Origin of the sequence: Fluviicola taffensis DSM 16823 (genome assembly GCF_943372375.1) — a bacterium.
GTDB lineage: Bacteria > Bacteroidota > Bacteroidia > Flavobacteriales_D > Crocinitomicaceae > Fluviicola > Fluviicola taffensis_A.
The window spans coordinates 230,026-255,100 of sequence record NZ_CALRYJ010000001.1; the positions used below are offsets into that span (position 1 = coordinate 230,026).

A 25,075-nucleotide genomic window follows, 5' to 3' on the forward strand; every position below is an offset into this window, starting at 1 on the left:
GGATGTCATTATGTTTGCCCTTAAACAATATATATCAATTTTGCATTTTTTATCGCGATTTCCTATTCACGCGTGGACTAAAAGTTTTAACTTTACCCACCATTATAGTGTGCTCGAACATGGATAAAGTGACGTACGTAGGAAATGCAGATGTAAATGCGATAGACCATTTATATCAATCTTATATTAAAGACCCTGAAAGCGTAGATAGCAGCTGGCAAAAGTTCTTCGAAGGATTTGATTTTGCCCGTATGAACTACGAAGACGGTGCTGAAATTCCTGAAAATTTTCAGAAAGAATTCAAAGTGATTAATCTGATCAACGGGTATCGAACTCGTGGTCACTTATTTACAAAAACCAACCCTGTTCGCGAACGCAGAAAGTATGAACCGACATTGGCTATCGAAAACTTCGGTTTGGAAGCTTCTGATTTGGATACGGTCTTTCAAGCTGGTGAACAAATTGGGATTGGTGCCGCAACATTACGCGATATCATCCAGGATTTGGAGCAATGTTATTGCCAATCCATCGGTATCGAATACATGTTTATGCGCGAACCGGAGCGTCTGGAATGGTTCAGAAACAGCATCGAAGTGAAAAATCGTCCGAAATTTGACATCGAACGTAAAAAACATATCTATAAAAAACTCGTTCAGACTTCCAATTTTGAAGCCTTTTTAGGTAAAAAATATGTGGGTCAGAAACGTTTTTCCGTTGAAGGTGGTGAAGCACTGATTCCGGCTTTGGATGCTTTGATTGAAAAAGGATCCAGCTTGGGAGTTGAATATTTCGTAATGGGAATGGCTCACCGCGGACGCTTAAATACACTGACTAACATTTTTCAAAAACGTCCTCAGGATATCTTCTCCGAATTTGAAGGGAAGGAATTTGATGCGGATGGTGCTTTCGATGGTGATGTAAAATACCATCAGGGATATACAAGCACGGTTAAGACCGCAAACGGAAAAGAAGTCGGTTTGACACTTGCTCCGAACCCTTCCCACTTGGAAGCGGTTGATCCGGTTGTTCAAGGAATTGCACGTGCAAAACTGGACAGTCATTTCAAGGACGAAAACAAGGTATGTCCTGTAATGATTCACGGGGATGCAGCTGTTGCCGGACAAGGCATCGTTTATGAAGTGATTCAAATGGCTTTGCTTGACGGATACCGTGCTGGTGGAACCATTCACCTGGTAGTGAACAATCAAGTTGGTTTTACAACAAATTTTCACGATGCGCGTTCATCGACCTATTGTACGGATGTTGCCAAAACGACCCTTACACCGGTGTTCCATGTAAATGGAGACGATATTGAAGCGGTTATCCAAACCATTGAAATTGCAATGGAATACCGTCAGAAATTCCACCGCGATGTGTTTATTGATTTATTGTGCTACCGTAAATACGGACACAATGAAGGAGATGAGCCTAAATTCACGCAACCGAATTTGTACGATATCATTGCAAAACATCCGAATCCAAAAGTGATCTACCAGAAGGAATTGACTGCTGAGGGTTCATTGTCTGAAGCGGATGCTAAAAACATTGAGGACGAGTACAACAATTACCTGGAAAGCGAGTTCGAAACAGCTCGTAAGAATGAAAAAGCAGTGGTATGGGATTTCTTAAGTAAAACTTGGGAAGGTTTCCGCCACAGCAAATCTGAAGATTTCGATTCAAGTCCTGAAACAGGGATCAAGAAAGAGAAATTACTGGAATTGGGTAGAAAATTGGCGACTTTACCTGAAGGTAAAAAATATTTCCGTAAGATTCAAAAGATCTTTGACGACCGCTTAGCTGCTGTTGAAAACAATAATTTGGATTGGGGAACAGCAGAAATGCTGGCTTATGCTACCCTATTGGAAGAAGGAATTCCTGTGCGGATTTCCGGTCAGGATGTGGAGCGTGGAACGTTCTCCCACCGTCATGCTGTTGTAAAGACAGAAGACAACGAGGAAGAAATCGAAACCTTGAACATGCTTTCCGAGAAACAAGCTCCGTTTACTATCTACAACTCTTTGTTGTCTGAATATGCGGTTCTTGGATTTGAGTACGGATATTCATTGGCAACCCCGAAAGGATTGACTATTTGGGAAGCACAGTTTGGAGATTTCTTCAATGGTGCCCAAATCATGATCGATCAGTTCATTACTGCCGGTGAAGACAAATGGTCAACGCAAAGTGGTCTGGTGATGCTTCTTCCTCACGGATATGAAGGGCAAGGTGCAGAACACTCTAGTGGTCGCATGGAGCGTTGGTTGCAGCAAGCTGCTGATGACAATATCCAGGTGGTGAACACTTCCACACCGGCCAATCATTTCCATTTACTTCGCAGACAATTGGTTCGTCCATTCCGCAAACCATTGGTCGTGTTTTCGCCAAAATTATTGTTGCGTTACCCGGCTGCCACTTCCACATTGGAAGAAATGGCAAGTGGTCGTTTCCAGGAAGTGATTGATGATTCGACTGCAAAAGTCGGTCAGGTGGATACCCTCGTTTTCTGTTCCGGAAAATTCTATTACGAAATGAAGGAAAAAGCAACGGAAATGGGTGTTGATACGATGGCATTTGTCCGTGTAGAACAATTATATCCATTGCCTCAAAAGCAAATTGATGCGGTTATTGCAAAATATAACGCTAAACATGTGATGTGGGCTCAAGAAGAACCTGCAAATATGGGAGCTTGGACTTACATGGCGATGAATTTGAGACACATTCCATTTATTGGAGTAACAAGACCGGCATCTGCTGCAGCAGCTGAAGGTTCCAAGAAATTACACGAACGTCGTTTGAAACAATTGTTCGCTGATGTGTTTCAATTTGCATCAGTAGCAGCGAAATAAGATAATTACAAAACTAAATACGATTCAATTATGTCAATCCTTGAAATGAAAGTACCTAGTCCGGGAGAATCAATTTCTGAAGTGGAAATTGCAACTTGGTTAGTTGCGGATGGTGACTATGTAGAAAAAGACCAAGCTATTGCAGAAGTTGACTCTGACAAGGCAACATTGGAATTGCCGGCAGAGCAAGCGGGTATTATTACCTTAAAAGCGGCCGAAGGTGATGTAGTAAAAGTGGGGCAAGTAGTTTGCTTGATTGACACGTCAGCTGCAAGACCGGCTGGTTCGGCAGCTCCTGCTGAAGCTGCTCCAAAAGCAGAAGAGAAAGCGCCTGCTGCAGCTGAGAAAACGGCTGAAGCAACTCCGGTTGCGGAAAAAGCAAGCACACCAGCTCCTAATCCGGGACCGGTCAATGATAGTTACGCAAAAGGAACTCCTTCACCTGCTGCTGCAAAAATAATGGCTGAAAACGGTGTTTCCGGAACGAAAATCAATGGTTCAGGAAAAGATGGACGTATTACGAAACAAGATGTCATTGAGGCAATGGCAGCTGGTATTCCGGCTGATGCTACTCAAGGATGGGGAGGAACTCGTGATCAGAATCGTGAGAAAATGTCCATGCTTCGTCGTAAAATCGCAGAGCGTTTGGTCTCTGTGAAAAATGAAACGGCTATGTTGACGACGTTCAACGAAGTGGATATGAAACCGATTATGGATTTGCGTGCGAAGTACAAAGATCAGTTTTCTAAATTCCACGAGGTCAATTTAGGCTTCATGTCTTTCTTTACAAAAGCAGTAACGGAAGCGTTGAACTTATTCCCTTCAGTGAATGCTCAAATTGACGGAAACGAAATGATTTTCCATAACTATGCTGACATTGGCATCGCAGTTTCATCACCAAAAGGATTGATGGTTCCGGTTGTTCGCAATGCGGAGCAAATGAGTTTAGCTGAAATTGAAAGAGAAATCAAACGTTTGGCGATCAAAGCTCGCGACGGAAAAATCACTCCGGAGGACATGACAGGTGGTACTTTCACCATTACAAACGGAGGTGTTTTCGGTTCGATGATGTCAACACCGATCATCAACCCTCCTCAATCAGCTATTTTGGGAATGCACAACATTATTGAGCGTCCCGTTGCAATTGATGGGAAGGTTGAAATTCGCCCGATGATGTATTTGGCATTGTCTTACGACCACAGAATTATCGACGGAAAAGAATCTGTTGGATTCCTGGTAAAAGTAAAAGAGATGATCGAAAATCCGGAAAGAATCATATTCGGAGGAAAAGATCCGTATGCGGTTCTTCTAGGATTATAAAAATCAACAAAACGATAGTGAAACCCCGTGTTAATCAACATGGGGTTTTTTATTTGACCAAATTCTAATAGCCTGAATTTCCGGTTGATTGAATTGTAGCAAAAAATAAAAGGTTGGTACAGGGTTTAGATACCAACCTTCTTCACACAGCACCGGTTCATAGGTCAAAAACTATTGAAATTTTTTCACTTTCGTGCCGTCTTCATAGATATAAATAACAAGTCCCGGAGTATTTTCATCTGCCGGTTGCCCCAGCAAGTTCACTATTTCCTTTAACGGATTTTCCTTCATGGTATTGTCGACAAGAACCAATTCCTCAAAAGTTCTTCGTGCTCCGTCCTTATCCACCTGAGTGATCCGGTAATAATTTTTCTTGGTTACAGACGGACTTGAATGCATCATCGAGTAATTCTGTTTCTCCGTAGAATTCCCTTTCGACTGCACTGTACCGATGCTCGTCCAGATTTCAGCTTCCGGATTCGTAGACCATTCCACATCAAAGTAGTCGTTATCCTTTTCAGATTGCGTAATCCAATCCAATTGATTTTCGCTCCCCACCCTTTTTCCGGTAAATGAATAGATTTCAACCGGAAGAACCACATTGCATGCAATATCGAAATCGGTTATTTTATACCCGGTTGATACATTGCTAAAATCAGATTGAAAGTTAAACCGAAATCGAAATGTAGATGATGTGGGGGTTATAATTGCCGGTATGGTAGTTCCGGCACCGAAGTTTCCGGTCCATCCGATTCCGGGACCATAAGGGTTATTCCAGGTAGCCCCATTGTCCAATGAATATTCAACGAATAAAAAATCCCAGGTATACTCCGCATTTCCATTTGCCGTAAAAGTTACCGAAAGGGTCGATGCATTTGCACAACTTGCATCAATAGTTGGAGAAGTATAGGTTGTATTGAGATTATTAGTATAATTTCCATTGCAGTTTGTTGTGACAACTGAACATCCGTTCCTCCACTGCAAAGCGCCTGTATTAGTCCAGCCCGGATTTACACCCGCTGTCCATGTATAAGGCATTTGGGCGAAAGCAGCAAAACCAGAAGCCACCATCAAACCTGTTAATAGCTTTTTCATGATTTCTTAAGTGTTGCCTTCGGTAAATACTTGTCTTTTGCGAGCAAGGTTATGATCAACCCTTCGTCATTCGCGAATGAGTAATCAACCGACTCTCTTCGCAACTCCTCGTATTGGGATACATCAAATGTATGGATGTCAAATCCGATCACATGAGAATCATCGATCAAATAACTTTGACAGTAATAGTAAGTAATCGCCTCCAGCTTTTGCTGTGGCATCTCCGCAAGTTGTTCTTCTGTAAAATGAATCAGTAACCTCTGGTCGTATGTGGAATTACCCTGACCAAAAGAAAAAGACGCAAAAGTTAGAAAAACAATTAGTAATAAATTGTTAATCATCGCATTAAGTTATAGTAATACAATAGTAAGGATCCCGCTAAAAACTAAATCCTTAGATGAATGTATCGTAATCCGAAATGAACATTTAAGTGTCTTAAGCGAATATAAGTTCCATGGTAATCATTTAAGGGAAATTTAGAAAACCAACGCTTCGGAAGAAGAGCACGTTTAATACCAATAGCTAAATACATTTCCTTATTTTTGTTGTCAGATTCATTTAACTATGCGCATTCTATTTTTTATTGGTTTTATTGCAGTATTGAGCTCATGTGGCGGAAACAATTCAAAAAAACCTCAAAAAGAACTTTCCATCGATCAGCTATTCAAAAAATATCCGGATAGTGTTCCCATCCTGATCAAACACGGTAATTTGATGCTGGAACGCTACGATTATGAAAAAGCGCTTCAGGATGGTGCAAAAGCATACCGCATGCAGCAAGGAAATCTCGAAGCGCGTTTCTTATATGCGAATGCCCTGAATAATCGGGCGAACAGAACACCAAGCGATGTGATGTCGGCACAAACACATTTCAAATATGTGGTGAAGAAAGACCCTAAAAATTTGGCGGCTTTAGTTGCATTAGCGACCACTTATGCCCAACAAGGAGATAATGAGAAAGCATTTTATTTTATAAATGAAGCATTGCGCATCAATAAAAAATACCGGGATGCTTATATTTTAAAAGGAAGTATCTATCTGAGCCTGGATAATCGTGAACTGGCAAAATCATCCTATCAAACCGCGATTGATCAAGATCCGGATTTCTTCGCCGCTTACATCAAACTCGGGTTGATCTATCAGGAAGAACAAGATCCCTTATGTATCCAGTACTTCATTACCGCAACACAAATCCGACCAAATAACATCGAGGCGCATTACAACCTGGCGTATGCTTACCAGGAATTCGACAAATTGCAGGAAGCACAAGTCATCTATCGTGAAATGCTGAAGAAAGATCCGACTTTTACCCCTCCATTGTTTCAGTTGGGTTGGATTAAACAGTTCAAGCAAAATGATCTGGACAGTGCGATCTATTTCTACAATGAGACCTTACAAAAGGAACCTCGCTATGTGGAAGCCTGGCATAATCTGGGTCTTGCCTATGAAACAAAAGGAGAAAAGTATCAGGCAATTCAGTATTACAGAAAAGCATTGAAATACAATCCTGATTTCGCTATTTCAAATGAAGCAATCAAGCGTTTATCCAAATGACGCCAAAGAGAGCTGTTCTTTTTCAAACACTGATTGAAGCACTTCTTCCAATCCTAGGATACTTTTATTGGAAATGGGATGCCAGCTTCATCCTGCTGTTTTATTTGATTGATTGGATCCTATTCTGGGTACTCACGGTATTCAAAGCACGAAAGCGGATTCAATTCAGTGGCAATGTTCCTGAAAAGCAATTGGCAAGCAAGCAATTGATCATTGCATTTTTATGCATTTTAAGCACCTCTCTCGCTGTTTTTTACATTCTGCCTAACATTCACGCATCCTTTTCCTGGACAGAGCGTATATGGGCTTTTTTGAGTTATAGTGATATGGGGATCCAACAAGGATTCATTTTGATTCCCTTGATGGTACTTAGCGGTTATGTGACTTACAAACAGCAATTCTTACTTCCCCAACTCTTCCGGAAATACCCGGTGAATTATTTTACGCGTGAACCCGTAAAACAAGGACTCCTGCTTTCATTGGTCTTCGGGCTGATACTGCTTGTTTCCTACTTTGTTAACTTTCCGGATGAGGTATTGCTTTTCGGAACCGTTTTGGGAGTCGTTATCTATCGTTTAGCTAATAGAAGCGCACTCTTTTCTTAAACCACTTTTTCCAATTCCTGGAATGCTATTCCCAATTCTTCCAGTTCATCCAGAATCGGATTGTAGATTTCGGGCTTTGTCGGAAGCAAAACCCCTCTTTCCGAAATTTGATTCTTCAAAATGAGTTTCGCGCAGATTCCTACCGGATAACCAACCGTTTTAGACATTGCCGTGTGTTCTTGATCATCCCCCAGATTCACCATGGAAGATTCAATGAACCGGCGTTCGCCATTCAGCAAATAAGTGAATTGATGAACCATGACTAACATATCTTTGTCGTGTGGTTCCAAAACCCATTTATCCAACAGGAGTTTCTCCAAAATTTGGGCAGCGGTTGCATTCTTCAAGCCCAATTTTGTAGAACCGTCAAATAAACCCAACCATTCAAATTTGGATATATCCGTAATTCCCAAAGGAGCACATGCATTCATCCACTTCTGTTCAACCGGTGTTTCCTCTTCAAATGGCAGGAAAGCATTGATAAAAGTTCTGGCAGTCAAATTCTCAGAATCCTGAAGTACCAGATGATCATCTGTCAAACCCAATTGAACAAAGGCATTCCAATCCTTACAAAAACCCGGTTTTCTAAGTGTTCCACGGTACATAGTCGGAATATCTTCCAAGCCATAAATGTGGCGATACGACAATGAATCCCTGTTGGCATATCCGTCAAAGTCACCATATCCGTCAACGGAAATAGTATCCAGGCGCGTAAAAACCTGCGTATACGGAATGTACTTGTATTGATGTCTATCGATGTAGCAAGCCATTCCACCTTGAGCCGCCAATACCACATTTCTTGGATTCCAAGTGAATTTATAGTTCCAAGGATTGTTATCACTTTCCGGGGCTACCAACCCCCCGCAATAAGATTTGAATCCGGTAATTTCCCCTCCTTGATTCTTAATGGAATCAACAATACGCATGGCACTCATGTGATCCAATCCGGGATCAACTCCTATTTCATTCATGAAAATCAATCCTGCTTCTCGAGCTTCCTCATTCAGCGCATTCATTTCAGCAGAAACATATGAGGGGGTGATCAGATGTTTTTTCAATTCCAGACAATCCCTTGCAATTTCAACATGAAAGCGCGCAGGCAACATGGAGATTACCAGATCAGCCTGTTGAAGTTCTTCCCAGCGCTCGTTCCGATCCAATGCATTGAATGAAAGTGCCACACCGCTAGGATGATCTGCCAACTTATGTTTCACCAGGTCCAAAGATCTATCAACTACCCGCAACTGCCAATTATTCCCGACAGCGTGATCAAGTAAGTATTTAATAAGAGTGGTAGCAGAGAGGCCGGCGCCTAAAAGCAAAATTCGTTTCATATCCATTAAATCTGTTTACGAAATTAACGGAATTCAATCAATCCGAATAGAGAATTAACCATATTTAAATTGAAAAGCTAAAAGAAATTGTGCAAAACAAAAAAGCCTCTTAAAAAAAGAGGCTTCTTGTTCAATATTTCAAAAAATGATTTATTTCGACTTCAATTCAGAAAGTTTAAATGACTTACCGTGCATAGAGCTGGTAACTTTAAACCATAAACTACCGCAGTTACTTCCATCCAAATACTTAAGCTCTGTACCTTCACTATAACTAAATCCTTTAGATGCCCCTGCACTAATGTAGTTGTGACCGCCATTCACGCAGTACTTGAATTCAGAGGATGAATCATTGATAACTTTAAATTCGATATTGCTCAGAACTTTCTCAGAAGACACAGCTTTTGAAGAAGTAAATGACTGAATTCCAAATGCTCCAACAAATACCAATGTTGCAAACGCAGAAATTTTGATTAGTTTTTTCATAGTAAAAAATTTTTGGTGTATAAATATATGAAAACTGATATTAAAACTCTAATAAATTTATTTGGTTGCGTCCACAGCGAACATTAACACCAATTTCCCTGAGGAATCGTAGATGTTAAATACTTGTTCTGCGAAATCGACTGTTAATCCTTTGCTTCCTATGATTTCCATGAAGCGTCTTTCAGTTGTAGCAACCAATGCATCCGTACACATCATTTTTGTAGAAATGATATCGAAAAAAGCAACCGTATTCCGAGTTGTTTTCATATTTCCTGAAATGCGATTACAGCCATTGCTTCCAGTGAATGAATTCGTTGACATGTCTATTTTGAGGACTGCTTTCGAGTCCTTAACAGTAACTCCATCCATTTGAATCAATTTCAAATTTTGTTGGTTGAAATAATTCCATGGCGTTTTTTCAGGTCTTCCAGTGGATGACGGGTCTTGAGGAAGAGGCATTGAAGCGGTTTCCAAAACGAGAACCTCCTTCTTCTTGGCTGTCCAGATCATCAAACCGCCCTTGTGGGAAATCTTGAATGACTTCTCCGAAATTGATTTCAGAAACTCGTCTTCGATCTTACTTTCCATTTCAGGACAAGCCATTTTGGTTGATGCACCGGTTTTTACGCAAATCTTACTTTGCTTCTTATTCATCTTGATGGGAGTCGTGAAATTATTGCAGCCACTTCTTCCTGCAATTTGGTGATAAGTGCTATCGAAACTGAATGATACATCTGCATTCACCACTTCCTTACCGTTCATTCGGATAACCTTATACAGGACACCTTCACTTGTGCTGATCATCGGAGTTACAGAGATCACTTTCCCCAACTTATAGGTATATCGGGATAAATCCTGTGGAACTGGCTCCGGGCGTTCGGTTTCAATGACATCAATGACATATCTGTTTCCTGCGACATATTCAAATCCTGCAATTCGCTCATAGAACAATTCCCAGGTTTTAGACCCGTTTTTTTGCACCTGAAAACAAGTCTGTGCCATCATCCGGCGGCATGGTACACATTCTTCCTTTACTGTCAACCGAATCGTCTTTTGTCCAAAAAGACTTGTTTGAGTAAATAACAATACCAGTAATACGCCAATGCTTTTCATTTTATTCATTTTGTCCTCAAGTTACAAATTTGTTGCCAAACTTTCCTGTTAAAGTGCGAATATAAAAAAAGCTCCCCGAAGGAAGCTTTATATTAATCAAAGTTTTGTCCCTCATGTTAAACAAGTTGTCCTTGCCACATGCAGTCTTTCCGCCCTGGCGGACCAAGGCAGACTCTTATTGAATTACCAATTGTTTCGTAATTGCATTTTGAGAGTCCGTATCAACCAATCGAATGAAGTATGTTCCATTTTTGAAACCTTCAACAGAAATGGTCATTGTTCCGGAATTCATTGTTTTTTCCATAACAACTCTACCGGACAAATCGACAATAGAAAGATTCTTGGTTCCGGCAGATTCACAAACGATTGTCAAGTCGCTGGAAGCTGGATTTGGATAGATATTCATCTCCTGTTGCTCAGATTCCGTCAAGCCCAATATGCATGTTTCATTAACCGGACTTCCATCACAGTAATTGATCGGATATAAAAAAGCATTTTCTGCCGGAGGATTCGCAGGTTGAAGGTCCATATTCGTACAACCTAATTGATGAACAAGGAAATCACGAACAAAATTTGCAGTGGTATCCATGTATGCAATTTCTGTTGCTGTACTTCCTGCATATGGAACGTGATCCGCACCAGGGAAAGTATACAATTTATGTGGGTGGCTCAAAGCACAGCTTCTCTCAAGCAACATGCGGCTTCCATCCAAGTACATCAATGGAACTCCCGGGTTTACAATTGCACGGTTATATTTTACAACTCCGTCAGCTGTTCCATGAACAGAAACCAAAGGAACATCTCCAGCTTCCAACCAGCTGTATCTTCCCAATGCACCGCATAGGTTGATCACTCCGACTACTTTTGTAGAGTAACCGGGATTACCGCTGGCACCCTCTAAACCTCCTAAGGCAGCAAGACCGGTTCCGTTGATATAATCCTCAATCTCACAATCCTGATCCAGGTAAGCAACGTGCAAAGCCGTAATCGCTCCTGCAGAACTTCCTCCGATAAAAATACGGTTCGTATCAATCTTGTACATATTTGCTGTCGCTCTGTCCTTGTAAAAGAAACGGATGGAAGCTTTCAAATCCTGCGTTGCGCGAAGCACCGCCTTGATAGCATTCGCAGAGTCAATCGGGAAAAATCCGGTTCTGTAATTGATCGAAGCACACGCATAACCTTTTTTTGCGAAACGGTTGGATAATGATTGTACATCTGCATCTGTTTTGGTACCTCCCAGGAAACTACCTCCGTGAACCCAAATAATCAAAGGTCTTGCAACTGAGGTATCTGCTGCAGGTTCATAAAAATCCAATGTCAACGAGGTCGTTGAACCGGAAAAAGAGGTGTTCGATCCGTAAACAATATTGCTTGATAACGTTACGTTGGAATAAACATCGTCTGCATATCTTCCGGTTTGACAAGGCGTTTGTGCCAATGCCGCAGAAGATAGTAGTGTGGATAAGAGAAAAGTAGAAATTTTCATGTGTTTGTTTTTAAGATTATGGGAATGTAACTGATGGGTAATTAACCGCATTTATAGCTGGGATGCTGGCATTGTATTTATCATTCAAAGCCCGGATAAATTCATTTGAAATAATGGCATTTCCTCTTGGATTGAAGTGAATTCCATCCAAGGAATAGGCGCCACCCGATACAAATTTTGCACTCAGAGTGATTCCATTATAAACAATTCCTGATTGCAGATTTTTGACTACTTCATTCGGTTTTGCTATTGCCAGATTATAGGTTGATGCTATCGCTGTAATTGCATTATTGTAATCCGCAATCTGAGCTCTGATCAGACTTAATTCATCCAATGTCAAAACAAATTCATTTCTAAAAGGAAAAACAGAACCCATTGAATTGCATTTTACAGAATCCAAAGGAGTACTAAGCAATACCAATTCACCGGCTACCATGTTTCTTACGCCAAACGTCCCTGCTGTTGGGTCTTGAATCATGAAACCGTTTGGTCCCTCCTGAAATGAAATCCCAATCGGATTGTAAATTGCATTCAAGGAAGCCACTTTATCAGGAGTCAGATTCAATCCATTGTAAGGAATCGTCGTAAAATAAGGCATCTCTGTGATGTCAGGAATCAATGAAACAACTCCTTTTGCACCATTCGCAGTTAAAGACTGAACGATTTGTTCGTAAGCAATACTGAAAGTAGCCCCCTGAACCATTGTTCCATTGCTGGCACCACCTTGAGCATATGGAAGCACATCCTCTATTCCCACGAAAAGCGCAAAGCAGGTAGGACTTGAAGCCATCGCATCTCCTAAAACACTTGCTGTTCCGGAAGAACTCATTCGACCAAAGAAAGGATTCAGTGCTCCGTATGAAGGAACATTGACAACAGTTACTGTCATTCCCGGCACTCCAAAGTTTCCAAAAGTCTGACTCGAATTGTACACATTCGATCCAAAAGCAGCCACATCACCACTGGATGCCAAGCGAACAGGTGAAAGTGAAGTCACTCCTAAACAATCCGTTTTATAACCGAGTTTGAATCTGGACATTCCCTGACCACTCACCCCAACTGAATTACTTGACATATAAGGTTGGTAGAATGGTCCGGAACCAACTTTTTGCAGTTGCGCACTTACCAAATTCGCAATGGAATACTGTTGTCCTTCATAATACAGCGCATCGTCCATATACCCTGAAGTATGTGAACCACCAATCATTACAAAACGGGTCACATCCAGATCACCCGCTGAGCTTTCCGGTTTTTCATATTTCGGTTTGCATGAACTCAAAACAAGAGTTCCAATCAATACAGTAGCTAAAACCTGTTTCATTTTCTTACCATTTATAACTTAAACCAATACCCGGAGAAATTGCAATGGTCGTGAATGTACCCTGCAAGTTTGACTCGTAATTTCTATCTGTTCGCTTGATATGCGTGTAGTAAAAGGATAAATCCACATTGAAATGCTCATTGAACTTGAATCCCAGACCTGCCGTCCCATAAATGCGGTTACCATCCGGTGATTCAGGTGTCACGTAACCCGATTGAACCGGTGAAAACCCGTAACCTCCACCTAATCGGATGGAAATTAACTCAGTAGCTTTGAAGTTTGCTCCACCTCTGAATGCAACAATGCTCTTATATTTTCTGGCAGATTTGGTATCCGCCAAGCTTGCGGTATTGGATTCGTAATCGAAAGCCAGGGTATCGTATGCTTTCCAACCTACATAATTGATGTCAAGTACAAATTGCCATTTTTTTCCTGTATCGTACGATCCCCCAAGAGTCAAAACACTAGGTAGTGGAAGTGACGATGTAAACGGTCCATTGGGAAAATTGGTGCTCAAGGACTCGGGAACAGTAAATTTCGCATCTCCTTCTTTCACCTTCATGGAAACTTTCGAACGATAAGTCAAGCCAAGAGAAAAGTGTTCGTTGATCTTCGCACTCAATCCTAAATTATATCCGAAGCCCAGTGCTTTACCCGTCAATTCCGCATGACCATAAGATCCATCTGCAAATTGAACCGGAATGTCTTTCTGTAAGTCCACCGATCCGGTTGAAACGATGAAACCTGCTCCAATTCCAAAATGCTCATTGATCTTATAAGAAACCGTTGGTTGGATATAAATGGATTTCAACGACAATTTGGTCAACGCAAATCTTCCGATCCAGGCGTCTTCATATTGGATCGTACTTCCGAACGGAGTGTAGACCGCCAACCCGACTTTCAATGACTCCATTTTTTTAAATCCGAAAAGGGCGTACACCGAAAAAGGAGTTCCCATGGGGGATTTTGTGCGATAACCATCACCGGATGCCGAATCTACAAACAAGGTATTCGCGAAAATGGGAGAAAACCCCGCATTGATTTCGTTCTTCTTTACAAATGCAACCCCACCAGGATTGTAAAATAAGGAAGATGCGTCCTCAGACAGTGCAGTTCCTGCAAGCCCCATTCCTTGTTGCTTTTGTCCTTGAAAATTCACTTGGAATCCTTGTGAATGAATAGTAATCACAGCGAAAACGCTGAAGAGAAGTAGTATTAATTTTTGCATAGTTGATAGAACGAAAATGCGTTAATGGCGAGTAAGATACAAAAAATCTATGAGCGCACAACAAATTTAACAATCCCGTTACTTTTTCAATTATATCCGTTAAAATTAAATTCATATCCAGGATAGATTTCATATATTGCATTACTAAACAAGTAATTATGAATGGAACCTATTTAATTTTCGTTGGAATCCTTTTGAGTTTTAACTCCAATGCGCAAAACATGGTGAATGAACCGAAAGGAAATTTTGGTGGTGACGGGAAGAATGCACCTAGCTTGCAGTTGAATGAAAATCATACTTTCGTTTACACGGATTTGACGAAAGCGTCCAAACCGATTGTTGCCGAAGGAACCTGGTCGATAGCATCAGATGAATTGATTTTAGAACCCAACTCCAAAACACGATTGAACAGACATTACACGCTTATCCGTGAAGGAATGTGTATCAAGACAAGAAAGAATTTCGCGTTTTACACCTTGTGTAATTGCAAGTAAGTTTTTATCTCAGCATGTTCAGATGACCGTTGAACACTTCATATCGGTCATCGTCCAGGTTTTTGATACGGATAGTCCACGTATAAATTCCTGCCTGGACCAATTTCCCCATGTAGGTTCCATCCCAACCTTTAGTCACGTCGTGGGATTCAAACAGCGTTTCTCCCCAACGATTGTAAATCGTGAATGAATAGTTCTGAGTATCGTAACCTGCTGTCACAACGGGAGCAAATACATTGTTAAACTCATCCCCATCAGGTGTGAACGTATTTGGAACATAGATGATACGGTCATCCTTTATTGTAAGGATCAATGAAGCTACGTCTACGCAACCATCCGGACTGGTAACAGTCAATGTGACTGTATAATTCCCGGGAACCTGCGGATAATGGTGACTCGGATTCTCGGCATTGCTATTATCCCCATCTCCAAAGTTCCAGAAATAAGAACTTCCATTGATGGAATGGTTATTAAACTGCGCATCCGTTTCCGTTTGGGAAAGCACTTGTGGGCTGGCATTGAATAACGCCTCCGGATTTGGATAAACCGTGATGTAGCTTGTTTGTGTCGTACCGGATGAACAGCCGTTGGTAGTATTCGTAAGTGTTATGGAATAAGTCCCAGCCGTATTGAACGTATGATCGACACCTCCTACTCCATTTGCAGTGGTATTATCTCCAAAGTCCCAGGCAGAAATGGTAACCGCAGGATCCGATGTGAAATGAACATTTAATGGAATACAACCACTCAAAGCATCCGCAGTAAAATTCGAATTCGGTGCAGGTTCGACCACAATATTCATCGTATTTGTTCCTCCGCAACCTTGTGTATGAACATAGGTCACCGCATGTGTTCCTACTCCGGCAATACTTGGAGTGAAAACCCCTGTTGGATTAGTAATTCCTGTACCCGACCAGATTCCTCCTACAATATCAGCCGTTAAATTTGCTGCAGTCGTTGCATTATCACAGAATGGACCCGCGGGAGTCAAATTCGGCACTATCGGATTGTTTACAGTAATAGCCATGGTTGTTGTTGAAGCACATTCCCCAATACTTGGAGTAAAAGTGTAGCTTCCGGAAGTCGTATTATCTACAACTGCGGGCGACCATGTTCCCGTAATCGAATCATTCGATATACTTGGTAAAACAGGAGCCACATCACCCGAACAAAGTGCAGGAATTGGGGTAAACAAAGGTGTTGGAGCAGGACCAACTACAATTGCAAGGGTTACAGGTAAAGTACATGACCCTGAAGTTGGAGTAAAAGTGTAATTGACTGTGCCTACAGTTGAAGTGTTAATTGTTGCAGGAGACCAGGTTCCGCTTACTCCATTATCGGAAGTGGGCAGCAAAGCTTGTGGAGTCGCATTTAAACAATAAGTAGGATGAGCTGGAAAGGTCGGTGTTATTGTAGCCAACACATTCACGGAAATAGTTCCCGGAAGTGCGCATTGGTTCACATTCGGAGTGAAAGTGTATGTTCCCGTTACGGTGTTGCTGATAGCAGCAGGTGACCACGTTCCAAAGATAGTAGGTATACTCGTTTGAGCAGGAAATGCGGGAGTGGGCTGACCGGAACAAATATCCGGAACAGCAGCAAATGCAAGTGTGACAAACGGATTGACCGTAACATTTACCGTTTCAACGGATGTGCAGCCTGTGGTGGAAGTGGCATTCAAGATAGCAACATAATTTCCGGGAGTCGGATAAGATACCGTATGTGGACCGGGACCGGTAGGATTGGAAGGAGTACCGGATCCATTCATAAAATTCCAGTTCAGGGTGCTGTAGTTGGTCGAAGTATTGCCATCAAAGGAAATCGGAGTTCCGGCACAAACTGTAAACGGACCGCCTGTAATATTGGCATCCGGACCAACAAATGTTCCTGTTCCACCCCAATTCAATGAAAATCCGTTGGTCGCATTCGTATTATTAATCAAAATAGCATAACTGGTTCCCACGGTCATATTGATTTGCTGCACATAAGCATCTTCAATACCTGTCCAGCCAACTGTTTCATTCTGGTCTGTTGAACTTGCATTCAATCCCGTACTTGCATTCGCATTGATAAAAGAGGTCGCTGTGCAACGGATAGCAGTTCTTGGTCCACAAGGATTTGCCGTACTCAATTGAAAAATGATGAAATCAATATCGTCTAGTTGATTCGCCGGAATGATATCCATTGTTAAAGTGCCCGCCGTTTGACAAGTCCAGGTGTACCAAACCGAATTGGTTTCGAAAATTCCAAAGCCGGACAAACAGGTACCTGCATTTTCATTATTATTCACTCCACCGCTCGTCAGGTTGGTGACACTGATCGAATTCTTGTTGCACAACCTTCCTGCTCCTCCGCAATCTGCAGATGCAACCGGTGGGGGTGTATAATTATTGATACATAACTGAAAAGAACCTCTTTGAGCTGCAGTCGTACTGATTCGAATCAGGTAAGTGGTTCCCTGAACCAAACCGGTATTAAACAACTGGGAATCCGGAGAACCACCCGTTCCATTCGTGCAACCACCGATTACTTGGTTCAACGGTCCGGCACAGTTTCCGGAATAGATGGCAATCCGAGGTTGTTGGATGGTAGCTCCATTAACGGATATCAATACATTGGTTCCGATAGCTACAAATGAAAACCAAACATCGGAAGTGGCAGAAGCAGTCCAACAAGGTGCTGCAGCAAATGTGCCGGCAGTGCATCCTGCGCTTGTGTATTGAGTGGTAGACGAACAGTAATTGGTCACATTACTTAATGCAAGCGCTTGGCTACAATCGTCTCCTTGAGCTTGCACTCCGGAAGCAAAAAATAGCAGCAAAACGAATAGAAGACCTCTCGAAAAACGGTGTGAATGGGTTTTCTTGTAATAGGTCTCATCCGATAAAAATGGGGGCATATTTTTCATCGACATAAGTAATAATTTGGAAGATACGAAATCTTCTTTAATATTAACGTAATCGACTGAGATAGGTTGCTTTAGGAATAAGCAGAATGAGTCTTTGATACTTAAAAGAAAATCAGCATCAAACCAATAAATATCAACAGATAAATAATCTTTAGTCCAAAATCTTTCCAAGAATAATCATATCTCCTGATTTTCTGCTCCTCAGTTTGTTTCAATTCAATTGCATCATCCTCAAACTCAACTATCAATTCCGCATAATTCGATTGATTTTCTTTACTTATGTTTTCTTTTTCACCACCTTTAATAATATCTATTTGAGAAGGGATAATAAGAGAAATAATCTGAACGATTGTCAATGCTATTAGCATTCTTGCAAAGAATCCATATCCAACTAATAACCATGTTACATTAGGAAATATGCTATTTAGTAATGAGGAATTAATAAATGAAAAATATATAATGGCTAAAAAATATATAAATAAACCAGCAAAATAAATCACCTTATTAATTCGCTGCCATACTTCACTTTTAACCTTTTCCAATTGCTTTGTGGGTATGAAAGTTAAATTCATATTGAGAATGTTCTTAGCTTCAAGAATAAAAACATCTCCTTTAATCGGCACCTTTACTCTACTTCCACGAACATCTAGATTAGTCAAATCTTCTCCATCTCTTTTAAGCCTATAACGACTTGCACCAATAAGGTATATTCTATCAAGATTATTTACATCTTCATAATCTAAATCATAGTCAACTATAAAACCAGTATATAAATTTTGCTGTCCACCATCCTCCACCAATATATCTCCATATGGAGGAAAATGAGTTTGATTTGTTTTAACAACTTCTCCATCAACCTCTCCAAGAATCCTTTTCAAATGTTTGAATTTTTTGAACCTTTTTATCTCCCCACTAAAAACATAATACCATTGATTTTGAAAACGAAAAATTTTAAAGTGTATATCCCATCTCATCAATCTTATTAATCTTGAAAATATCAATCCAATAAATCCTGCAAGGGTAAAGACAATAACTTCATGTAAAAGGAAAAAATTAAATCCTTCTTTAAAAAACCTTTCTGTTGATATCGAATATTCTGTTTTATTAGAAAACAACTCCTTGAAAATTGTTAATACATCTTCAGTATTAAACCATGGGTCATGAATAGTAATATAAAACCAATAAGAAAAGAGTTGAATTAAAATTCCAGGAATAATGCTATAAAATAATGATTTATAAATTGACTCTTTAGTTGTATACTGCTTTGAGAACTCTCCAAAAAAGAAAAATCTTTTGAAAATCAACCCAGGTATAACAACCAAAATGAATAGTAGTATAAAATCAACAGTAAAACTCACATAACAAATTTAATTGTTTTTTATTCATTTGACCATTTACCGCTTTTGTGATAATTAGAAACGGCCTGATCTAATTCATGAAGCTTATCATTATCTTGCAATACTGCATAAGCGTCATCTGAATAGAGTTTAGTCTCAGTTTTTTTGTTTAAAAATCTAATGATTAATAAAATCAACCCGAACACCAACAATACTCCTAAAGCATTGAGTACTTTTTTTTCTGTTGTCATGACTTTTCGTTTGAGGTGTGATACAAATTTAATATAATAAATATTAGCCAAATGTTAAATTTTCAATGAAACTATGGCTTGAATGAATAGTGAAATCCTTACATAGGATCTTGAATGCAAAATTAATATAGTAAAGCGTAAACTATTTATGATTTACTTAGCACTTTATAATTTACTTCCCAATACAAAACTTGCTAAAAATATTCGCCAACAGATCGTCTTCGGAAATTTGACCCGTGATACTTCCCAACCAAAACATAGCCTGACGGATGTCCATCGCGACGAAATCTCCGGTGACTTGTGTTTCCAAACCCCATTTTGCTTTTTCCAGTGCATCCTGTGTTTTTTCCAAAGCATCCAAATGACGGGCATTGGTCACAATCGTATCGGATTGCGTATTGAAGGATCCCAAGATTTGTTGGGACAACCACGATTTCAATTCTGTTATTCCACTTCCATTCTTGGCGCTGATTGGCAAGAACGGAGTTTCAAAAGTCCATGTTGCGTTTGATTGGTCTTTACGTAGATCGTATTTGTTTCCGATCACCAAAAAGTGTTTGTCCGGATAGACTTTTATCTGTTCATCCGCCCAACGACCGGTCTCTTCCGAGTTCATGGATAAATGTCCTTCAGTTGAAGAATTATCTCCACTGAAATCACTCAACATCAACACGATTTTGGCTTGCTTGATTTTATCTAACGAACGCTGAATCCCCAATGCTTCGATTTCCTCTGCTGCCTCTTCGCGAATTCCTGCTGTATCAATCAAACGGAATAAAATCCCATCAATATTCAGGGTTTCTTCAATGACGTCACGCGTTGTTCCGGCGATATTGCTCACAATTGCCCGGTCTTCACCCAACAACTGATTCAAAAGCGTACTTTTTCCGGTATTCGGTGCCCCGACGATTGCAACCGGAACTCCATTCTTCAATACATTTCCCAATTCAAAGGAATGAATGAGTCTTTTCACATAAGCCAAAACTTCCGTCACCAAAGCCAATAGCTCTGTCCGATCCGCAAATTCCACATCTTCTTCCGCAAAATCCAATTCCAATTCCACCAGGGAAGCAAAATGAATGAGCTTTTCACGCAAATCGCGCAATTCATTGGAAAAAGATCCACGCATCTGGTTCATGGCTACTTCATGCGCACGGGCGGATTCGGAAGCAATCAGATCGGAAACAGCTTCCGCCTGACTCAAATCCATTCGTCCGTTCAAGAAAGCACGCATGGTGAACTCTCCCGGTTTTGCCAATTCGCAGCCATTTGCCAAAAACAAACGGATGATTTCCTGTTGAATGAATACCGAACCGTGACATGCAATTTCAACCGTGTTTTCTCCTGTGAAACTATGTCCTTCATGAAAAATAGTCGCCACCACTTCATCCAAAACCGACCCGTCCGGATTCTTCAACCGAAGGAAATGCGCACTGTGTGAGGCTGCTTGTTCAAATGATTTACCTGCAACCTGCGACAAGATGGAAATGGCATCCTTTCCTGATAAGCGAATCAAGGCAATCGCACCCATTCCGGGAGCAGTTGATAAGGCACAAATGGTTTTTGGAGAACTCATAGTACAAAGGTAGTTATGAATTATGAATCCAAAATGAAAAAAACCTGTAGGACTGTGATTAATCGCAGTCCTACAGGTTTTAAAGAATTATTACAAATCTTTCTTCTTCAATAAATAATAAGACAATAAAAAGAACAAAAACACGTAGACCAAACTTAGAATGATCTGAATATTTGTATCCAAAATCCACGGAGTTTTACCACCCTGAGTTTTCATTGAAGCCACAATTGATTTAAAGAAAGGCATCGGAGTCAAATCAGCAAACACCTTCAATGGAAATACCTGATATACCTCTGCATTCATTATTTTACCAATAATCGTTTCAACAGGGAAATACAAAATGAAGGACACGATGGCGATTGCGGGTCTTTTCACAATGATTGCGAACAGAAAGGCAAAACTGAAATAACCCAAGGTTTGAATAAAATACAAAACGATCAAATGAATGTTCTGATACCAATCGTATGAGGTTGATTCTATCAGACCGATCACCAATCCAACAAGAGCAGTATAAAGCGTTGCTGCCAAACTCAGAAAAAACACCAGAATGAACTTACTCAAGATCACTTTCTGCTTACTCATTCCGTCAATAATATTCTGACGCATGGTTTTGTACTGAAAATCATTGGTTGTAACTACCACAACAATTACTGCAAGCAGCACATTGAAGAAACTGGCGCTGAAAGTAATATAACTCCAGATATGAGGGAAATCAAACGGATTTTCATTGGTAAACAAGGCTTTCATACCCGGTTCCAATTGGAAAAAGAAATTCATAAAATACATCCAGCCGGGAACGGTCAACATGTATACTCCAAATATGATTTTTAACGCATTAAATTTCTTTAATTTCGCGTACTCGATAGCAATTAACTCTCTCATTTGGTTAGTTTTTCTAAGAAAATGGTTTCTAAATTCTTTTGATGCGCATGCAATTCCGACAGGTAAATTCCCTGTTCCGCCAAACGTTTATTGATCAAACTTCCGTCGATTTTTTCGTTGCACGTAACAAGCAAATCCGTTTCTGTTCGTTCTGCAATGGAAATTCCCGGTATGGAATGGAGAGCCTGCTCCAATTGCTGCATATTTGCCGCACTTAGGCGAAATGCTTGTTCCTGATTCAACAAACGCTCCATTGAACCATTGTAGACCATTTCTCCTTCGCGAAGAATCACAATATGAGAACAAATAATCTGTACCTCAGCAAGGATGTGAGATGCCAGGATAATGGTTTTACCTTCTTTGGCTATATCAATAATCAATTGACGCATTTCTGCAATCCCTTGAGGATCTAATCCGTTTGTGGGCTCATCCAACACCAAAACTTCCGGGTTCGAAAGCAATGCCGAAGCAACTGCCAGTCGCTGTTTCATCCCCAATGAATAAGATCGAAAAGGTCGTTTACCACGCTCCTTCAAGTCCACCATTTCCAAAACAGAATTGATCCGTTCCTGCAAATTCGGTACGTTTTTAATGATCCCGACAACTTTTAAATTGTCGTAAGCATTCAAATAGGGATAGAAATTCGGTGTTTCCAATAAACTACCGATTCGCTTACGATTCTCGTCCTGTGTTCCGTTATTGAACCATGAAAATGATCCGCTTGTTGGATGTAGAATTCCCAATAACATGGCAAGTGTTGTCGTTTTACCGGAACCATTCGGACCAAGTAAACCAAGTACTTCTCCTTTATGAAGATTCAGGTTGATTGATTTCACTGCCTGAACCCCTTTAAAGTTCTTCACCAAGTTTTTGACTTCCAATACAATTTCTTGCTGCATAAAATGTCTTTCCGTAAAAATAGATTCTTTTTGGCAGTTGCGAAACGGAAGCGGATAAATGGTAAAATTTTATTGATATAAGGCAGAAATCGCTTTTCCGCGCTTGCTATTTCTTAAAAAGGAAAGAATGCCAGCTTAACTCCCACTTCTCAAAAGTGTAACATCTGCAAGTTTACAAAAAGAGTATTTGCCGGATCAACTAGAAGTAGTTTATGGATAGAGAATAGATAGAGCATAGATAAAGCATGGATAGAGTATGCTTAGGTTAAGAATTTAACACCCGTTTTGACTCTATTTTAGCGCTATTTTGCTTCTAAAAGAAGTCCTTTCTTCTGGTTTCTTGACTCCAACAAACCCATCACTTTATGCACACAATCGTAAAATTCTTTAGAAAAATAATTCGTAATTCGTATCCCGATAGCTATCGGGACGTAATTCGTAATGAATCTAATCCCGCTTATTCTGAAAAAAGTCAATCATCAATTGGGAACATTCGTTCTCCATCGGACCTTTACTCACAACTGTTCTGGGATGATACAATTCATTTTGGAAACGTCCGGCACCGCGTTTTTCATCACGTGCAGCGAAAATGATCTTGTCCAATTGCGACCAGTAAAGTGCTCCGGCACACATGACACAAGGTTCGAGTGTAACATAAAGCGTACAATCTTTCAGGTATTTCGCTCCCAGGTATTCCGAAGCAGCCGTGATGGCTTGCATTTCCGCATGAGCAGTCACGTCGTGAAGACGCTCTGTCAGATTATGTGCCCGGGCAATGATCTGGTTTTTTACAACGACAACGGCACCAACCGGGATTTCTCCCAAATCAAAAGCCTTTTGCGCTTCCATATATGCCTGACGCATAAAATACTCGTCGTTGTAAGGAGAAATCATGAATTACTTGCTAAGAGATACTTCAAAGGTCTTTGTCCAGTACTTTCCGGTCATGTACAATTTCTTGGTGAGCTTGTTGTATGCGATTCCATTCAGAACATCTCCGCCATTCTTCCCGCGAACCACCAATTCATTCGCATCGATTTCTTGCAAGACTCTTCCGGTTGTCGGCTCGATAACTAATACTGTTCCGCTTTGGTACACATTCGCATAGATCTTTCCGTCGATATATTCCAACTCGTTCAGTTGGATCCTTGGACCTGTATTATCGTATACTTCAATTACGCGCGTTGCCTGGAATGAAGAAGGATCACGGAAAGTAATCCGTTCCGAACCGTCCGACATGATGATGGATTTTCCATCGTTACACAATCCCCATCCCTGACCCACATACGTGAATTCATTCTTCAAAACCATGGTTTTCTTGTCGTATACGAAACATTTGCTGTTCTGCCAGGTAATCTGATACAAAAGGTCTCCCAAAATGGTAATTCCTTCTCCAAAATAGGTTGCATCCAACCCATTCTTCGGTTCACTGAAAGCGCCAGTTTCCAAAGAAACCGGTCCAACCAATGTTTTCCCTTGCTGACCCGGATCTCCCGTTCCTTCATACAATTGATTTCCATCAAACTCGTATCCTTGGGTATAATTCTCTGCATTGTGCGGGTATTCCTTCACGATCTTAGTGAATACCAATTCCGGTGTGATGTCAGATACTACCCGAATGTTGATGGAATTATCCAAAGAGGTTCCATCCTTGAATGTGGAACGCAAAACCAATGACCTCGTTCCAACTCCGTAATAATTCGTTTTCATCGCGACAGTCCGGGTTTGCATTTTAGGGTTATCCCAAGTTTCAAAAACCGAATCATTGTAAAGCAACTCCACTTTCACCAAACCTGCAGGAATGGCAAACTTTACCGGAACTTCGGTTCCATAAACTACCTGGAGATCACCCGGAGTTTGAAATTTAGCCAATTCCGTATCTTCCGTTGTTGGTCCTCCGCAATTTTTTAGCATTGGCACAAGAATAAATGCTGCCAAGACCAAAATGAGGAGTGCAATGATTCCGTATCTTCTTTTCATAGTTAAATGAGTTTCAAAATATCTGATGCATTTATTCCGGAATGTGTTTCGGTATAAATGACTTCGTGATTACTTATTAGAATTGCTTGCGGAGATTGGTGTTCTACTTTTGTCACAGCTTCAATCTCAGCAGAGATTGGTCTGTATGCTATTAAATCCAAATAAACGCAAATTGCTCTTTCCGGATCCATATTGTTCTCAAACCGATTGAGTGCCATGGAAGAAATACTACAACGTGTACTGTGTTTGAAAAACAAGACTGGTTTTGCTCCCGAGGATTTCAACAACTCGTGGAATTGTTCCGAACTGGTCAATTTCACCCATGGAAATTCGACCTTTTGTTTACTTGAAAAAAGTCCCATC

22 protein-coding genes are annotated in these 25,075 nt (G+C 40.6%); 5 read left to right on the forward strand and 17 right to left on the reverse strand.

The window, feature by feature from the left end:
* Positions 1 to 119: 119 nt before the first annotated feature.
* Both AAG807_RS01000 and odhB read left to right on the forward strand, forming a co-directional pair.
* A complete protein-coding gene (locus tag AAG807_RS01000; protein ID WP_341899978.1) occupies positions 120 to 2,843 on the forward strand; it encodes a 2-oxoglutarate dehydrogenase E1 component in 2,724 nt (907 codons plus the stop codon).
* A gap of 30 nt (positions 2,844 to 2,873) precedes the next feature.
* Positions 2,874 to 4,163 (forward strand): 2-oxoglutarate dehydrogenase complex dihydrolipoyllysine-residue succinyltransferase, encoded by a 1,290-nt coding sequence (gene odhB, locus AAG807_RS01005; RefSeq protein WP_341899980.1) that lies wholly within the window; start codon positions 2,874 to 2,876, stop codon positions 4,161 to 4,163.
* Between the two features lie 171 nt (positions 4,164 to 4,334).
* Here the strand turns inward: odhB and AAG807_RS01010 are convergent, their stop codons facing one another.
* Together AAG807_RS01010 and AAG807_RS01015 are read right to left on the reverse strand one after the other, a co-directional pair.
* Positions 4,335 to 5,258, reverse strand: a complete 924-nt coding sequence (locus AAG807_RS01010; protein WP_341899982.1) for a hypothetical protein — start codon at positions 5,256 to 5,258, stop codon at positions 4,335 to 4,337.
* The gene (locus tag AAG807_RS01015; protein ID WP_341899984.1) at positions 5,255 to 5,599 is read right to left on the reverse strand and encodes a hypothetical protein; all 345 of its coding nucleotides are present in this window, start codon (positions 5,597 to 5,599) and stop codon (positions 5,255 to 5,257) included. The genes AAG807_RS01010 and AAG807_RS01015 overlap by 4 nt, the downstream gene beginning before the upstream one ends.
* Before the next feature lie 223 nt (positions 5,600 to 5,822).
* On the opposite strand from AAG807_RS01015, the gene AAG807_RS01020 reads away from it, so the two are divergent.
* A complete protein-coding gene (locus AAG807_RS01020) occupies positions 5,823 to 6,812 on the forward strand; it encodes a tetratricopeptide repeat protein (RefSeq protein ID WP_341899986.1) in 990 nt (329 codons plus the stop codon).
* On the forward strand, positions 6,809 to 7,417 hold the full coding sequence (locus AAG807_RS01025; protein ID WP_341899988.1) for a hypothetical protein: 609 nt from the start codon (positions 6,809 to 6,811) through the stop codon (positions 7,415 to 7,417). The genes AAG807_RS01020 and AAG807_RS01025 overlap by 4 nt, the downstream gene beginning before the upstream one ends.
* Here AAG807_RS01025 and AAG807_RS01030 read toward each other — a convergent pair.
* The 6 genes from AAG807_RS01030 to AAG807_RS01055 form a co-directional block, all read right to left on the reverse strand.
* Complete coding sequence (locus tag AAG807_RS01030; protein ID WP_341899990.1) at positions 7,414 to 8,751, reverse strand: saccharopine dehydrogenase C-terminal domain-containing protein; 1,338 nt, start codon at positions 8,749 to 8,751, stop codon at positions 7,414 to 7,416. The genes AAG807_RS01025 and AAG807_RS01030 overlap by 4 nt on opposite strands.
* 150 nt (positions 8,752 to 8,901) lie before the next feature.
* On the reverse strand, positions 8,902 to 9,234 hold the full coding sequence (locus AAG807_RS01035) for a hypothetical protein (RefSeq protein ID WP_341899992.1): 333 nt from the start codon (positions 9,232 to 9,234) through the stop codon (positions 8,902 to 8,904).
* A 57-nt stretch (positions 9,235 to 9,291) separates the two neighbouring features.
* A complete protein-coding gene (locus AAG807_RS01040; protein WP_341899994.1) occupies positions 9,292 to 10,347 on the reverse strand; it encodes an META domain-containing protein in 1,056 nt (351 codons plus the stop codon).
* A 175-nt stretch (positions 10,348 to 10,522) separates the two neighbouring features.
* Positions 10,523 to 11,836: a T9SS type A sorting domain-containing protein gene (locus tag AAG807_RS01045; protein ID WP_341899997.1), complete on the reverse strand. Its 1,314-nt coding sequence runs from the start codon at positions 11,834 to 11,836 to the stop codon at positions 10,523 to 10,525.
* A gap of 16 nt (positions 11,837 to 11,852) precedes the next feature.
* Positions 11,853 to 13,157 (reverse strand): hypothetical protein, encoded by a 1,305-nt coding sequence (locus AAG807_RS01050; protein WP_341899999.1) that lies wholly within the window; start codon positions 13,155 to 13,157, stop codon positions 11,853 to 11,855.
* Positions 13,158 to 13,161: 4 nt separating this feature from the next.
* Positions 13,162 to 14,385: an outer membrane protein transport protein gene (locus AAG807_RS01055; RefSeq protein WP_341900001.1), complete on the reverse strand. Its 1,224-nt coding sequence runs from the start codon at positions 14,383 to 14,385 to the stop codon at positions 13,162 to 13,164.
* A gap of 158 nt (positions 14,386 to 14,543) precedes the next feature.
* Here AAG807_RS01055 and AAG807_RS01060 point away from each other — a divergent pair, with 158 nt between their 5' ends.
* Positions 14,544 to 14,879: a hypothetical protein gene (locus AAG807_RS01060; RefSeq protein WP_341900003.1), complete on the forward strand. Its 336-nt coding sequence runs from the start codon at positions 14,544 to 14,546 to the stop codon at positions 14,877 to 14,879.
* 4 nt (positions 14,880 to 14,883) lie between these two features.
* On the opposite strand, the gene AAG807_RS01065 is transcribed toward AAG807_RS01060, so the two are convergent.
* From AAG807_RS01065 to ytxJ, 9 genes are all read right to left on the reverse strand, one after another.
* A complete protein-coding gene (locus AAG807_RS01065; protein WP_341900006.1) occupies positions 14,884 to 17,793 on the reverse strand; it encodes a PKD domain-containing protein in 2,910 nt (969 codons plus the stop codon).
* 95 nt (positions 17,794 to 17,888) lie between these two features.
* Positions 17,889 to 19,145, reverse strand: coding sequence for a hypothetical protein (locus tag AAG807_RS01070; RefSeq protein WP_341900008.1), 1,257 nt, complete (start codon positions 19,143 to 19,145; stop codon positions 17,889 to 17,891).
* A gap of 20 nt (positions 19,146 to 19,165) precedes the next feature.
* Complete coding sequence (locus AAG807_RS01075; RefSeq protein WP_341900010.1) at positions 19,166 to 19,375, reverse strand: hypothetical protein; 210 nt, start codon at positions 19,373 to 19,375, stop codon at positions 19,166 to 19,168.
* 172 nt (positions 19,376 to 19,547) lie between these two features.
* A complete protein-coding gene (gene mnmE / locus AAG807_RS01080; protein WP_341900013.1) occupies positions 19,548 to 20,951 on the reverse strand; it encodes a tRNA uridine-5-carboxymethylaminomethyl(34) synthesis GTPase MnmE in 1,404 nt (467 codons plus the stop codon).
* Positions 20,952 to 21,041: 90 nt separating this feature from the next.
* Positions 21,042 to 21,833, reverse strand: a complete 792-nt coding sequence (locus AAG807_RS01085; RefSeq protein WP_341900014.1) for an ABC transporter permease — start codon at positions 21,831 to 21,833, stop codon at positions 21,042 to 21,044.
* The gene (locus tag AAG807_RS01090; RefSeq protein WP_341900015.1) at positions 21,830 to 22,732 is read right to left on the reverse strand and encodes an ATP-binding cassette domain-containing protein; all 903 of its coding nucleotides are present in this window, start codon (positions 22,730 to 22,732) and stop codon (positions 21,830 to 21,832) included. The genes AAG807_RS01085 and AAG807_RS01090 overlap by 4 nt, the downstream gene beginning before the upstream one ends.
* 447 nt (positions 22,733 to 23,179) lie before the next feature.
* Entirely contained in the window at positions 23,180 to 23,626 is a 447-nt protein-coding gene (locus AAG807_RS01095) for a nucleoside deaminase (protein WP_341900017.1), read from the reverse strand.
* 3 nt (positions 23,627 to 23,629) lie between these two features.
* Positions 23,630 to 24,712: a glutaminyl-peptide cyclotransferase gene (locus tag AAG807_RS01100; RefSeq protein ID WP_341900021.1), complete on the reverse strand. Its 1,083-nt coding sequence runs from the start codon at positions 24,710 to 24,712 to the stop codon at positions 23,630 to 23,632.
* 2 nt (positions 24,713 to 24,714) lie between these two features.
* Positions 24,715 to 25,074, reverse strand: coding sequence for a bacillithiol system redox-active protein YtxJ (gene ytxJ / locus AAG807_RS01105; protein ID WP_341900022.1), 360 nt, complete (start codon positions 25,072 to 25,074; stop codon positions 24,715 to 24,717).
* Between the last annotated feature and the right edge of the window lies 1 nt (position 25,075).

Excerpts from the sequence above, each read along its gene's own strand:
- AAG807_RS01000 (WP_341899978.1), top strand. The coding sequence starts at position 120 with ATGGATAAAGTGACGTACGTAGGAAATGCAGATGTAAATGCGATAGAC.
- odhB (WP_341899980.1), top strand. The coding sequence starts at position 2,874 with ATGTCAATCCTTGAAATGAAAGTACCTAGTCCGGGAGAATCAATTTCT.
- AAG807_RS01010 (WP_341899982.1), bottom strand. The coding sequence starts at position 5,258 with ATGAAAAAGCTATTAACAGGTTTGATGGTGGCTTCTGGTTTTGCTGCT.
- AAG807_RS01015 (WP_341899984.1), bottom strand. The coding sequence starts at position 5,599 with ATGATTAACAATTTATTACTAATTGTTTTTCTAACTTTTGCGTCTTTT.
- AAG807_RS01020 (WP_341899986.1), top strand. The coding sequence starts at position 5,823 with ATGCGCATTCTATTTTTTATTGGTTTTATTGCAGTATTGAGCTCATGT.
- AAG807_RS01025 (WP_341899988.1), top strand. The coding sequence starts at position 6,809 with ATGACGCCAAAGAGAGCTGTTCTTTTTCAAACACTGATTGAAGCACTT.
- AAG807_RS01030 (WP_341899990.1), bottom strand. The coding sequence starts at position 8,751 with ATGAAACGAATTTTGCTTTTAGGCGCCGGCCTCTCTGCTACCACTCTT.
- AAG807_RS01035 (WP_341899992.1), bottom strand. The coding sequence starts at position 9,234 with ATGAAAAAACTAATCAAAATTTCTGCGTTTGCAACATTGGTATTTGTT.
- AAG807_RS01040 (WP_341899994.1), bottom strand. The coding sequence starts at position 10,347 with ATGAAAAGCATTGGCGTATTACTGGTATTGTTATTTACTCAAACAAGT.
- AAG807_RS01045 (WP_341899997.1), bottom strand. The coding sequence starts at position 11,836 with ATGAAAATTTCTACTTTTCTCTTATCCACACTACTATCTTCTGCGGCA.
- AAG807_RS01050 (WP_341899999.1), bottom strand. The coding sequence starts at position 13,157 with ATGAAACAGGTTTTAGCTACTGTATTGATTGGAACTCTTGTTTTGAGT.
- AAG807_RS01055 (WP_341900001.1), bottom strand. The coding sequence starts at position 14,385 with ATGCAAAAATTAATACTACTTCTCTTCAGCGTTTTCGCTGTGATTACT.
- AAG807_RS01060 (WP_341900003.1), top strand. The coding sequence starts at position 14,544 with ATGAATGGAACCTATTTAATTTTCGTTGGAATCCTTTTGAGTTTTAAC.
- AAG807_RS01065 (WP_341900006.1), bottom strand. The coding sequence starts at position 17,793 with ATGTCGATGAAAAATATGCCCCCATTTTTATCGGATGAGACCTATTAC.
- AAG807_RS01075 (WP_341900010.1), bottom strand. The coding sequence starts at position 19,375 with ATGACAACAGAAAAAAAAGTACTCAATGCTTTAGGAGTATTGTTGGTG.
- mnmE (WP_341900013.1), bottom strand. The coding sequence starts at position 20,951 with ATGAGTTCTCCAAAAACCATTTGTGCCTTATCAACTGCTCCCGGAATG.
- AAG807_RS01085 (WP_341900014.1), bottom strand. The coding sequence starts at position 21,833 with ATGAGAGAGTTAATTGCTATCGAGTACGCGAAATTAAAGAAATTTAAT.
- AAG807_RS01090 (WP_341900015.1), bottom strand. The coding sequence starts at position 22,732 with ATGCAGCAAGAAATTGTATTGGAAGTCAAAAACTTGGTGAAGAACTTT.
- AAG807_RS01095 (WP_341900017.1), bottom strand. The coding sequence starts at position 23,626 with ATGATTTCTCCTTACAACGACGAGTATTTTATGCGTCAGGCATATATG.
- AAG807_RS01100 (WP_341900021.1), bottom strand. The coding sequence starts at position 24,712 with ATGAAAAGAAGATACGGAATCATTGCACTCCTCATTTTGGTCTTGGCA.
- ytxJ (WP_341900022.1), bottom strand. The coding sequence starts at position 25,074 with ATGGGACTTTTTTCAAGTAAACAAAAGGTCGAATTTCCATGGGTGAAA.